The organism is Bradyrhizobium sp. AUGA SZCCT0177, from assembly GCF_018130125.1.
Lineage (GTDB): Bacteria > Pseudomonadota > Alphaproteobacteria > Rhizobiales > Xanthobacteraceae > Bradyrhizobium.
The window spans coordinates 82,063-93,653 of sequence record NZ_JAFCMA010000024.1; the positions used below are offsets into that span (position 1 = coordinate 82,063).

Sequence of the window (11,591 nt, forward strand, 5' to 3'; positions counted from 1 at the left end):
ACCAGTGGCTGGCTACGCCGTCGCCAACCGATTGGGATGCTGACGCAGATAGACGTAAGCCGCCGGTCCCGGCGTCGATCAGACTCTCCCCTTCCCTGGACCCGAGGGAGCGCCGAGTTGCGGCGGTGGCCCGAGGTCCTCGTCGAGTGAGCTCTTCAGCAGTTTGAGCTCAATGTCCAGATTGCCGAGGTCGGCACTCTGCAAATTCCTCGCGTAATGGGTGAACGCGGCATCGAGCCGGTCGATCAGTTCAGCCGTTGCGGTGATCCGCGCCATGTCGCGCATGCCGCCCTTTTCAAGCAGCGCATAGGCCTCGGCGAGTTCGGCCGCCCGCGGCAAATAATAGGTGAGGAAGCGCCGTACCAGATCGATGCGCAACGGGTCATCCTCGACGCCCGCGAATATCTCGCGGGAAACCCGCGCCAGATGGCGGACGCGGTCGGCGACCTTGGGCGTGCCGATCGAACTCACGGCAACCTCCAGCCGCACCGCAAGCGGCTCGGCATCGGTCAGCAGCTCCCGCGCGAATTCGATTCTGCCCCGCGCGGCCCCACGGGCATCCAGCCTCTCGAACGGTTTGCGCGGCGAAAATGCAGTCACCAGCCCGCCGCCCGCCGCCAGGCTGACAATGCAGGCGATCCAGAACGGCATGCCGGTGCCGATCGCCAGCACCGGCAGCAGGACGGCTGCCGTGGCGCCGCCCGCGATCCAGTTCATGGCTGAAAAGCCTGATAGCATTCCGTTATAGCCTCGCACCGCGCGAAATGCCGAGCGCCAGCGCGAACAGCAGGCCGGCAAGGCAACGTCGCATCGTGGACTTCATGTCGTCGACTTGGACATCGCTGACTTCAACTCGTCGGTCAATTGCGCCATTCGCTGCTCGATCTCGGCGCGTTTCTTGCGGCCTTCCGCCTGGACGTTGAGGACGCCCGAAATGGTGTCGACCAGATCGCTATTGGTTTTCTCCAGCGTCGCGATATCGATGATGCCGCGCTGTGATTGCTTTTCGATCTCGATCGCCTGGGTCTTCATCATCTCCGAGGCCTGTTTCATCATCTCGTTGGTGGCGTCGGTGACGGTCTTCTGCAAATCGAGCGCGGACTTCTGACGGGTGAGGCCGAGCAGAAGGATCATCTTCTGCTTCCAGACCGGGATCGCGAGTTCGGTCGTCGCCTGCAGGTTCTCGATCAGGGTCTCGTCGCCGGACTGCACGATACGGATCTGCGGCAGCTGTTGAATGCCGATCTGGCGCGCCTGCTGCAGATAGAAGACGCGCTTCTCGAGCCGGTCGAGTGCCTGCGCGGCATCCTGATAGGTTTGCGCCGCCAGCAAGGCGTCGCTGCCTTCGCCGGCTGCCTTCACGGCCTGTTCCAGTTCGACCAGCCGGCCACGGCGAAAGTCCTCGGCAAAGGTCTTGCCGGCAGCGATATGCGAATCGAGGTCGCCGAGCGATGCCTTGGTTTGTTCGTGCAGTTCGTCCAGCACGGCGATGTCGCGTCGCAAGGTTTCCTTGTTGCGGTCGAGTTCGACGCAGACGCGGTCGATCTGGGAGGCGACGTCGCCGAATTGTTCGGAGAACCGCCGCAAGCGCGATTCCATCGAGGAGAACAGGCGCGTGAAAAAGCCGCTGTCCTTGAGCGTCGCCGGATCGAGCCCACGCGCCTTGCCCAGGATGTCCGACAACAATTTGCCTGTTGTCCCGAGCTCCCGGTTCTGGGTTTGGGCGAGGATGCGGTCCGCGAACTCAACGACCGATCGCTGCGCGCGATCGCCGAAGGTAACGATGCGCGACCGATCGGAGATGTCGATCTCCGACTTGATCCGCGCAACCGCGGACGCGTCCACCATGACCGCCGGGACATTGATGGTTTCGCGCATCGCGCTTCCTCTCCTGTGTGCTCATTCCCGCCACATGGTGCCGCGGTAGTGCTTCGGCAAGATAGCCCAGCCAGCCAAACGAATCGATGACGGCGGCGTGGCCTTCCAGCCAGTCAGGCTTGCCGGAAATCCGCCCTCAACTTCAATAGGATATAGCTTTGTCGGGGTTCGGTCTGCCGAGGTTCACGGCTGAATACCGGGCGCTTCCGCATCAATCCCTTCGCGGGCTGATCTTCCACGTCCCGGCCAGCATCAGCGCGGTCATGGCGCCGCTGATGACGGCGGCAATCGGGATTGTGACGGCGAGGATCGCGGTCGCCGCCCATCCGATCGAGCAGAACGCTTCAGCAAACGTTGCGATGCGTGACGAGGTCTGGCGGCGGCGAAACTGGCTGCGTTTGGCCTGGACGCGAAACCACAGCTGGATCGCGGCCGCCGACACGGTGGCGATGACGACGAAGACGGCAGTGACCGCTGCCTGTAGGGGTGACGCCAAGGCCAGTGCAGCCACCAAGGGAGCGAAGATGACGCCGATCGCGATCATCACCACCTCGACCTTGGCCCGGATCACGCTGCCGGGCGGCATCGGGGCGGTCGCGACCAGGTCTGCGGCGTCCTCGCCTGAAATCGTCAGCCAGGCGAGACCGCCGGCGAGTTGTCCGGCCGCCATCACGATCACGGGCGTGATCAGGACGGTCGCGGCCGAGCTATCGGAGAAGCTGCGCCACAGCATCAGCGCCGGCGGCACCAGATAAAGCAATTGCATCAGGCTCTGCGACACCAGCCAGGGATCGCGCCGCAGCAGCATGAACTCCTTCCAGCGCAGCGCGGCTTGCCGCGAACCGCGGCGAAACGAGGTCGCGCGCGACCCGCGACGGATCGTCGTTGCCGTTGCCGAAGCGCTGACGACGGTGCCGGCAAATTTCGGCGAGAAGACCGCCATCACGCCGCCGAGCAGCACGAGGCTGCCGGCCAGCAGAAGCGAGAGCATTTCGCCGTCCCCGATCGCGGCGCGCGCCGGCCACCACAGCGGACTGTCGAAATCGGGGGCGTAGGCCGCCGCGGCGTCCGACGTCAGCACCGTGAACCGCGACAGCGTGCCGTAGGAGAGGATCGCGGCGACCTGGAGCGCGATGACAAAACCCGCGCCGATGACGGCAGCGAGAATTTGCGCAGCGAGCCGCGTCCGGCTCGGACCGATCAAGCGAAACAATAATACCGTGATTGCGATCGCAACCGCCGCGGCCGATAAGCCAATGGCGATGACGACGCCAAACGCGGAAAACCACCTGATGCCGCCGCCGATCATGAGAACGTCGACGAAGGGGCTCGACAACAGCAGCGCCATGGCCGTGACCGAGAGCGCGATTGCCGCGATCCGCACCGAGAAGATGTTGGTCAGCCTGACCGGCGACGACATGATCAGATCGAGGTCGGCGCGCGCATAGAACACGCGTGTCACCGATTCGATCGCCTGCGACAGCATCAGGGCCCAGGCCAGGAAGATCGTTGCTGACATGACGATCAGCGTCGGCTTGTCGAGCGGGGCTTGCAGATCGGCAAAGCGGCCGATCACCGCATAGGCCGGCAGATGCAGGAAGGCGGCGAGCACGAGCAGCCCGATCACGGCGCGTGTTCGTTTTCGCCGCGCGCCCGTCATCATGGCGAGCCATTCGCGCCACGCCAGCCGGATTTCGTGCCGGGCAAACCAGGTGAGATCAGCGGCCGAGCTCATGCGGCCGCGTCGGTGTCGACGAGTGCAATGAACATGTCTTCGAGGCTGGTGTCGTTGCGGCCGTTCTGCTGGCGCAATTCGGTGAGCGTGCCTTCGGCCACCAGCCGGCCCGCGGCGATGACGCCGATGCGGTCGGCCATCCGTTCGGCGACTTCCAGAATATGCGTCGTCATGATCACGGTGCAGCCGGCGCGGACGCGTGCCTGCAGCAGTCCCTTGACGTGACGCGCGGACAGCGCGTCGAGGCCGGTGAGAGGTTCATCGAGGATGATCAGGCGGGGGTCATGGACCAGTGCACCGGCCAGCGCCACCTTCTGGCGCATGCCTTTCGAAAATCCTTCGCAGCGTTCGTGCAGATGCGGCTGGAGCCCGAGCGACACCAGCAGATCCTGCGCGGAGGATTCGGCAATCGAAGCATCGACGCCCCAGAGACCGGCAACGAATTCGAGATATTCCAGTGGCGTCAGCTTGTCATAAATCATCGGCTCGTCCGACACCCACGCCATGATCTGCTTGGCGGCGACGGGATCGGCGAGCGCATCGATGCCCAATATTGAGACAGCGCCGGCGTCGGGTCGCAGCAGGCCGGCCACCATGCGCAACGTCGTGGTCTTGCCGGCACCGTTGGGGCCGAGCAGGGCGTAGAATTCGCCGCGGTGGACGGTGAGATCGAGCGCATCGACCGCTGGGCGGTCAAAACGCTTCGTTAACCCTCGCACCTGCAGCGCTGATACATCGGGGTTCATGAGGTCGGGACGGTCCGGGTTTCATGTGTCGCCGCGAACCATGGACCCAAGAACTTTCGGTGCGGTGAATCGAAGACCCCAAATCGCGCCGATATGAACGCTTCCAAGGCTACTTTGAAGGCCACTTCGAAGCCAACTTCCGCCCTGCGGCATTTCTGCGCAATTGTTAACGCGGGCCGCAACCAGCGCTCTGTTGACAGTCGTCGGCGCTTTGGTCTCAATGGGGACGGACATATGTGACTTTCAGCGCTTCGACACAAGAGCGCGAAGGCAGGATGCGTTAAGGCGATCCGTAGAATCGCGGGGCATCCGGGGGAGGGGAATCGATGCTGGACTTCGTTCAGCAACTGGTGAGTGGCATCGCACTTGGCTGCGTTTACGGCTTGATCGCGCTCGGCTTCGTGCTGGTGTACAAGGCCACCGAGGTCGTCAATTTCGCCCAGGGCGATTTGATGATGCTGGGCGGTTTCTTCGCCTTCACTTTCATCGGTATGCTCGGCCTCAATTACTGGCTCGGATTCGCCGGCGCTGTGATCTGCATGGCGCTGTTTGGCATGCTGGCCGAACGCGTGGTGGTGCGTCCGATCCTCGGCTATCCCCAGTTTTCCATCATCATGGCGACGATCGGGCTCGGATATTTCCTGCGCTCCATCGCCGGCATGATCTGGGGCACCGACGATCTCAAGATCGAGACGCCGTTCAGCCAGGGTGTGTTGCGGATCGGCTCGCTGGTGCTGGCCCATGACAAGCTCTCGGTGATCGCCGCGACCGTCATCCTTTGCGGGCTGCTCTATCTGTTCTTCAACCGCACCACGCTCGGCACCGCGATGCGCGCCAGTTCCGAGAACATGCTGGCTGCCTACTACATGGGCATTCCGGTCAAGCGGGTGGTGTCGATCGTCTGGGCGATCAGCGCCGCGGTCGCAACCGCCGCCGGCGTGTTGCTGGCGCCGATCACCTTCATTCATTCCAACGTCGGGCTGGTGCTGGGATTGAAGGCGTTTCCCGCCGCGGTGCTTGGCGGCTTCGGATCGATTCCAGGTGCGGTGGTCGGCGGCATCCTGATCGGCGTGATTGAGAGCATGGCCGGCTTCTATCTGCCGCAAGGCTGGAAAGACGTCGCGCCTTACCTCGTTCTCCTCGTGGTGTTGCTGCTCAAGCCCGAAGGCCTGTTCGGCGTGCACACGCGCAAGAAGGTTTAGGGGCCGCGATGCGTTTTCTCTTCAAGACCGACTACGAAGACGACATCCGCCTGATGCCGCACAGCGGCTATCTGGTCACCTATGGCGTGCTGCTGGCACTGCTGGCGGTCGCGCCGTTCGTGCTCTCCAGCTATATCATGAGCCAGCTGGTGTTCGTCTGCATCTACGCCACCGTCGGCGTCGGGCTGATGATCCTGACCGGCTTTACCGGGCAGGCGTCGCTGGGCCACGCCGCCTTTCTCGCCATCGGCGCCTATACGGCGGCCTTCCTGCAGCAATACAACGTCCCGTTTCCGGTGTATTTCCTGGCCGCAGGCCTGCTGACCGGCGTAGTCGGCGCGCTGGTCGGATTCCCGGCGCTGCGGCTACAGGGCATCTATCTCGTCATTGCGACGATATCCTTTGCCTTCATCGTCGAGGAAATCCTGGCGCGCTGGGAAAGCGTGACCCATGGCAATGAGGGCATGCGCGTCAAGACCATGCAGGTGTTCGGCATGGCGATATCGCGCGATAGCCCGACCTTCTATTTCCTTTGTCTGGGTTTCCTGATCCTGACCATCGTCGGCACACTCAATCTCCTGCGTTCTCCGACCGGCCGCGCCTTCGTCGCGATCCGTGACAGCGAGACCGCGGCGCGCAGCATGGGCATCAACGTCTCGCTCTACAAGGTGAAGTCGTTTGCGATCAGCGCCGCGATCACCGGATTCGCGGGCTGCCTGTTTGCCCACAAACTGTCCTTCATCAGCCCGGAAATGTTCACGCTGCTGCTCTCGATCGAGTTCATCATCGTGATCCTGATCGGCGGCTCGTTCAGTCTGCACGGCGCGGTGCTGGGCGCGATCTTCCTGGTCATGATCGATCCGCTCCTGACCTATCTGAAGGACGACTTGCCCGGCATGATCGCGGGCGTCGCCTCGACGTTTGGCGCGGGCAAGGAGAGTGCGTCTCATATTCAGGACAAGGCCGCCGCCATCGCTTCCGCGAACGGCCTCAAGGGCGCGATCTACGGCCTGATCATCGTGCTGTTCGTGCTGTTCGAGCCGCTTGGCCTCTACGGTCGCTGGCTGAAGATAAAGCTCTTCTTCCAGCTGTTCCCGCTCTACAAGCGCGCCACGTTCAAGCGGCAGAAAATCTATGTGAAGTCGGAGCGGAACCGATGAGCTATTTCCGGGCCGAAGACCTGTCGTTGCACTTCGGTGGCCTCAAGGCGGTCGATGCCGTCAGCTTCGCGGTGGAGAAGGGCGAGATCCTCTCGATCATCGGCCCCAACGGCGCGGGGAAGAGCTCGATCTTCAATCTGATCTCGCGCATTTATCCGCCGACCTCGGGCAAGATCTATTTCGAGGATCAGGACATCACCCAGCAGCCGGCTTACGAAATTGCCGGCCTCGGCATTGCCCGCACCTTCCAGAACATCGAATTGTTCGAGAACGCGACGATGCTGAGCAATCTCTTGGTCGGCCGGCACCGCCACTCCACCACGCAGCTGTGGCAGGAGTTGCTGTTCCTGCCGAGCGTGCGGGCCCACGAAAAGGCGCATCGCCGCCGCGTCGAGCAGGTGATCGAGTTCCTCGACCTCGAAGTCTATCGCGACAAGCTGATCTCGGGGCTACCCTACGGCGTCCGCAAGGTGATCGAGCTTGCACGCGCGCTGTGCTCGGAGCCGAAGCTGATCCTGCTCGACGAGCCATCCTCCGGGCTGAACGTCGAGGAGACCGGCGACATGTCGTTCTGGATCCGCGACCTGAAGACCGATCTCGGCATCACCGTGCTGATGGTCGAGCACGACATGTCGCTGGTGAACCGGGTGTCGGACCGGGTGATCGCACTGAACTACGGCAAGGTGATCGCGATGGGCTCGCCTTCCGAAGTGCAGCGCCATCCCGACGTCGTCGCGGCCTATCTCGGCGCATGAGGATGATGCCATGAGCGCTCCCGACATCATCCTGAAGCTCAGCAATATCGAGAGCTATTACGGGCCGATTCAGGCGATCAGGGGCATCAGCCTCGAAGTGCCGCGTGGCAAGATCGTCACACTGCTCGGCGCCAACGGCGCCGGCAAGACCACCGTTCTGAAAACCATTTCCGGCATCCTCGATCCGCAGAAGGGCTCGATCGAATTTCTGGGCAAATCGATCCAGCGCGTGGAAGCCGACAAGATCGTGCGGCTGGGCCTAAGCCACGTGCCGGAAGGACGCGAAGTGTTCCCGTTCCTCTCCGTGCGCGAAAACCTGATGATGGGCGCCTATCCGCGCAAGGATCGCGACGGCGTCGCCGAGGATCTCGAACGGGTCTACGGCTATTTCCCGCGGCTGAAGGAGCGCATCAACCAGCCGGCCGGACAGCTCTCCGGCGGCGAGCAGCAGATGCTGGCGATCGGGCGCGCGTTGATGAACCGGCCGACGCTGTTGCTGCTGGACGAACCCTCGCTCGGGCTGTCGCCGATCCTGGTGAAGGAGATTTTCACCATCATCAAGCGCGTCAACGAAGAGCAGGGCATGTCGATCCTGCTGGTCGAGCAGAACGCCAAGGTGGCGCTGGAGACGGCGCACTATGGCTATGTGCTGGAAATCGGCCGTGTCGTCATGAACGACAGCTGCGAGCGGCTGATGCATTCAAAGGACATCCAGGAATTCTATCTCGGCGCCAAGGAAGAGGGCGCGCGCGGTGAGCGACGCTGGAAAAAGAAGAAGACATGGCGCTAAACGACGCAGTTAAGACCTTGGCGTTCCTAGTGATTTTGAGCTAAATTCGAGCCTGCCTCGACAACAAGACCGGCTGACAAGACCGGCGTCGGACGCAGGCGAGAGAGGGAGGAAGACGCATGGCCAGACCGGCAGTGCTGACGGTCGCCGACACGATCGCGAAGAGCTTTTTGCTGGCCGTGGAAACGCGCGGCGACCGGCCGGCGATCCGCGAAAAGACGTTCGGCATCTGGCAGCCGACCAGCTGGCGGCAGTGGCTGCAGATATCGAAGGATATCGCTTACGCCTTGCATGCCACCGGCTTCAAGCCGGGCGACGTCGCGTCGATCATCGCGAACGCGGTTCCCGAATGGGTGTATGCCGACATGGGCATCCTCTGCGCCGGCGGCGTCTCGTCCGGGATCTATCCGACCGACTCGTCGGTCCAGGTCGAATACCTCATCAACGATTCCTCGACACGCGTGATCTTCGCCGAGGATGAAGAGCAGCTCGACAAGATCCTGTCCTGCCGCGAACGCTGCCCGACCTTGCAGAAGATCGTCGTGTTCGACATGGAAGGCCTCTCTGGCTTCAGCGACCCGATGGTGATGTCGCTGGCCGAATTCACCGCGCTGGGGCGCAACCACAGTCACGACGATCCAGCGCTGTGGGATGCGATGATCGCAAGCCGAGGCGCGGGTGATTTGGCCATCCTCGTCTACACGTCAGGCACGACAGGTCCGCCCAAGGGCGCGATGCATTCCAACCGCAGCGTCACGCACCAGATGCGCCACGCCAACGATCTGTTCCCCTCCACCGACGCCGAAGAGCGGCTGGTGTTCCTGCCGCTCTGCCACGTCGCCGAGCGGATCGGCGGCTATTACATTTCGCTTGCACTGGGATCGGTGATGAATTTCGCCGAGAGCCCGGAAACCGTGCCGGACAATCTGCGCGAGGTGCAGCCGACCGCGTTCCTGGCGGTGCCGCGGATCTGGGAAAAATTCTATTCCGGGATCACGATTGCACTCAAGGACGCGACGCCGTTCCAGAACTGGATGTACCGCCAGGCGCTGGGAATCGGCAATCGCGTGACCGAGAGCAAGCTCGAGGGTGAAACGCCGCCGCTGACCTTGCGGATCGCCAATCAGTTCGCCTATTGGCTGGTGTTCCGCAACATCCGCCGCATGCTCGGGCTCGATCGCTGCCGTCTGGCCTTCACCGGGGCCGCGCCGATCGCGCCGGATTTGATCCGCTGGTATCTCGCACTCGGCATCGACATGCGCGAGGTCTACGGCCAGACCGAGAATTGCGGTGTGGCCACCGTGATGCCGCCCGACCGCATGAAGCTGGGTTCAGTCGGCAAGGCCGCGCCCTGGGGCGAGGTCGCGATTTCCCCGCAAGGCGAAATCCTGATCAAGGGCGACTTCCTGTTCATGGGTTATCTCAACCAGCCGGAAAAGACCGCCGAGACCATCGACGCCAAAGGCTGGCTGCACACTGGCGACGTCGGTTCGATCGACAACGAGGGCTTCGTCAAGATCACCGACCGGATGAAGGACATCATCATCACCTCGGGCGGCAAGAACATCACGCCGTCCGAGATCGAGAACCAGCTGAAGTTCTCGCCCTACGTCTCGGACGCGGTGGTGATCGGCGACAAGCGGCCGTTCCTCACCTGTCTCATCATGATCGACCAGGAGAATGTCGAGAAGTTCGCGCAGGACCACGACATTCCCTTCACCAACTACGCGAGCCTGTGCCGCGCGCCCGAGATCCAGGACCTGATCCAGCGCGAGATCGAGGCGGTCAACGTCAACTTCGCGCGGGTCGAGACTATCAAGAAATTTTTCCTGATCGAGCGTCAGCTGACGCCCGAGGATGAGGAATTGACGCCGACCATGAAATTGAAGCGCAGTTTTGTGAACAAGCGTTACGCGGCCGAGATCGGCGCCATGTACGGCGAACGGGCGGTGGCGTAACGGACGAACTTTGAGCAAAATTTGTAGAAACGGCGAAGGACAAGAAGGCCCCACCCTTCGCTCAACACGGGCCAACGAAGAGGAGACTGCAATGTCGAAATCGTCTAGGGCGTTGTGCCTTGCGGTGAGCGCCCTTGCGCTGACCCATTTGCCGGCCCACGCCCAAACCAAGGTCACCAATGAAGGCATCTCGGCGAGCGAGATCGTCATCGGCACCCATCAGGATCTGTCCGGCCCGATCAAGGGCTGGGGCGTTCCGGTTTCCAACGGCATGAAGATGGCGATCGACGAAGTCAACGCCGCCGGCGGCATTCACGGCCGCAAGATCAAGCTCGTCCTGGAGGACTCCGGCTACGACCCGAAGCGTGCGGTGCTGGCGTCGCAGAAGATGGTCGAGCGCGACAAGATCTTCGCGATGGTCGGCCCGATGGGATCGCCCACCGTGCTCGCCTCGCAGGACATTTTGCTCGAGGCCGGGGTGATGCAACTGTTTCCGCTCACCGCGGCCGAATTCACCTTCAAGTTCGATCCGGCCAAGCCGCAGGAACGGCTGAAATTCAACAACCTCCTGCCTTACGTCGAGAGCACGCGCGCAGCGCTCAAATACATGATGGAGGCCAAGAATTTCAAGAAGCCGTGCATCATGCATCAGGATGACGAGTACGGCAAAAACGTGCTCGATGGTTTTAACCAGCAGCTCGCCGCGATGAAGGTCGCACCGGCCTCCATCACCAGCTACAAGCGTGGTGCATCCGACTTCAGCGCACAGGTCGCCAAGATGAAATCCGACGGCTGCGATCTGGTCGTGTTGGGCGCGGTGCTCCGCGAGCCGATCGGCACGATGGGCGAAGCCAAGAAGCTCGGATGGGACGTCACCTTCCTCGGCGCCACGCCGGTTAACGTGCTCGAAGTGCCGGCGCTCGGCAAGGAAGTGGTTGAAGGTCTGTATGCCGCTTCAGGCTTCGAAATTCCCTACGAAGACACCGCCAAGGGAAAAGTGAAGGACTGGCTCGTCAACTACAAGAAGATGTTCGGCGCCGACGCCAATACCCAGGCGATCATTGGCTACAATGCGGTGATGACGTTCGCGCATTATGCAAACAAGGCCGGCAAGGATCTGAGCGGCCAGAAGATGCTTGATGCGCTGGAGTCCGGCGACAAGTTCCAGGATATCTTCAGTTCGCCGCCGACCGTGTTCTCGAAAACCAACCATCTCGCCACCACCATCACCCAGGTCCAGCAGGTCAAGAACGGCCGCTGGGTGCTGGTGAAGGAAGGCCTGATGTTCTGAGGCTCGTCTTCCGAAGGTTTGCCTTCCGAACGACGAAGGGCTGCGCGATCACCTCGCGCAGCCCTTTCTTTATTTG

Annotated in this window: 10 protein-coding genes; 6 read left to right on the forward strand and 4 right to left on the reverse strand. The window is 62.2% G+C overall.

Annotated features, from left to right (window positions below):
- Nucleotides 1-78: 78 nt before the first annotated feature.
- The 4 genes from JQ597_RS25795 to JQ597_RS25810 form a co-directional block, all read right to left on the reverse strand.
- The gene (locus tag JQ597_RS25795) at nt 79-717 is read right to left on the reverse strand and encodes a 5-bromo-4-chloroindolyl phosphate hydrolysis family protein (RefSeq protein WP_249133719.1); all 639 of its coding nucleotides are present in this window, start codon (nt 715-717) and stop codon (nt 79-81) included.
- A gap of 102 nt (nt 718-819) precedes the next feature.
- On the reverse strand, nt 820-1,878 hold the full coding sequence (locus JQ597_RS25800; RefSeq protein WP_212267972.1) for a toxic anion resistance protein: 1,059 nt from the start codon (nt 1,876-1,878) through the stop codon (nt 820-822).
- Nucleotides 1,879-2,089: 211 nt separating this feature from the next.
- On the reverse strand, nt 2,090-3,613 hold the full coding sequence (locus tag JQ597_RS25805; RefSeq protein WP_212267974.1) for a permease: 1,524 nt from the start codon (nt 3,611-3,613) through the stop codon (nt 2,090-2,092).
- The gene (locus JQ597_RS25810) at nt 3,610-4,359 is read right to left on the reverse strand and encodes an ABC transporter ATP-binding protein (protein WP_211999308.1); all 750 of its coding nucleotides are present in this window, start codon (nt 4,357-4,359) and stop codon (nt 3,610-3,612) included. Before JQ597_RS25810 ends, JQ597_RS25805 begins: the two co-directional genes overlap by 4 nt.
- A gap of 326 nt (nt 4,360-4,685) precedes the next feature.
- Here JQ597_RS25810 and JQ597_RS25815 point away from each other — a divergent pair, with 326 nt between their 5' ends.
- The 6 genes from JQ597_RS25815 to JQ597_RS25840 all read left to right on the forward strand — a co-directional run bounded on the left by JQ597_RS25815 (nt 4,686) and on the right by JQ597_RS25840 (nt 11,515).
- Nucleotides 4,686-5,561 (forward strand): branched-chain amino acid ABC transporter permease, encoded by an 876-nt coding sequence (locus JQ597_RS25815; RefSeq protein ID WP_192737011.1) that lies wholly within the window; start codon nt 4,686-4,688, stop codon nt 5,559-5,561.
- 8 nt (nt 5,562-5,569) lie between these two features.
- Nucleotides 5,570-6,721 carry a branched-chain amino acid ABC transporter permease gene (locus JQ597_RS25820; RefSeq protein ID WP_192737012.1) on the forward strand — a complete coding sequence of 384 codons (1,152 nt, stop codon included), beginning with the start codon at nt 5,570-5,572 and terminating at the stop codon, nt 6,719-6,721.
- Entirely contained in the window at nt 6,718-7,476 is a 759-nt protein-coding gene (locus JQ597_RS25825) for an ABC transporter ATP-binding protein (RefSeq protein ID WP_212038740.1), read from the forward strand. The genes JQ597_RS25820 and JQ597_RS25825 overlap by 4 nt, the downstream gene beginning before the upstream one ends.
- A gap of 10 nt (nt 7,477-7,486) precedes the next feature.
- Complete coding sequence (locus JQ597_RS25830; RefSeq protein ID WP_211999311.1) at nt 7,487-8,266, forward strand: ABC transporter ATP-binding protein; 780 nt, start codon at nt 7,487-7,489, stop codon at nt 8,264-8,266.
- A gap of 119 nt (nt 8,267-8,385) precedes the next feature.
- On the forward strand, nt 8,386-10,224 hold the full coding sequence (locus tag JQ597_RS25835; protein WP_211999312.1) for an AMP-dependent synthetase/ligase: 1,839 nt from the start codon (nt 8,386-8,388) through the stop codon (nt 10,222-10,224).
- A gap of 91 nt (nt 10,225-10,315) precedes the next feature.
- Nucleotides 10,316-11,515 carry an ABC transporter substrate-binding protein gene (locus JQ597_RS25840; protein WP_212267976.1) on the forward strand — a complete coding sequence of 400 codons (1,200 nt, stop codon included), beginning with the start codon at nt 10,316-10,318 and terminating at the stop codon, nt 11,513-11,515.
- The last annotated feature ends 76 nt before the right edge of the window (nt 11,516-11,591 follow it).

What these genes read in the sequence shown, in the direction of transcription:
- JQ597_RS25835 (WP_211999312.1), top strand. Translation starts at nt 8,386, where the DNA reads ATGGCCAGACCGGCAGTGCTGACGGTCGCCGACACGATCGCGAAGAGC.
- JQ597_RS25810 (WP_211999308.1), bottom strand. Translation starts at nt 4,359, where the DNA reads ATGAACCCCGATGTATCAGCGCTGCAGGTGCGAGGGTTAACGAAGCGT.
- JQ597_RS25805 (WP_212267974.1), bottom strand. Translation starts at nt 3,613, where the DNA reads ATGAGCTCGGCCGCTGATCTCACCTGGTTTGCCCGGCACGAAATCCGG.
- JQ597_RS25815 (WP_192737011.1), top strand. Translation starts at nt 4,686, where the DNA reads ATGCTGGACTTCGTTCAGCAACTGGTGAGTGGCATCGCACTTGGCTGC.
- JQ597_RS25800 (WP_212267972.1), bottom strand. Translation starts at nt 1,878, where the DNA reads ATGCGCGAAACCATCAATGTCCCGGCGGTCATGGTGGACGCGTCCGCG.
- JQ597_RS25825 (WP_212038740.1), top strand. Translation starts at nt 6,718, where the DNA reads ATGAGCTATTTCCGGGCCGAAGACCTGTCGTTGCACTTCGGTGGCCTC.
- JQ597_RS25820 (WP_192737012.1), top strand. Translation starts at nt 5,570, where the DNA reads ATGCGTTTTCTCTTCAAGACCGACTACGAAGACGACATCCGCCTGATG.
- JQ597_RS25830 (WP_211999311.1), top strand. Translation starts at nt 7,487, where the DNA reads ATGAGCGCTCCCGACATCATCCTGAAGCTCAGCAATATCGAGAGCTAT.
- JQ597_RS25840 (WP_212267976.1), top strand. Translation starts at nt 10,316, where the DNA reads ATGTCGAAATCGTCTAGGGCGTTGTGCCTTGCGGTGAGCGCCCTTGCG.
- JQ597_RS25795 (WP_249133719.1), bottom strand. Translation starts at nt 717, where the DNA reads ATGAACTGGATCGCGGGCGGCGCCACGGCAGCCGTCCTGCTGCCGGTG.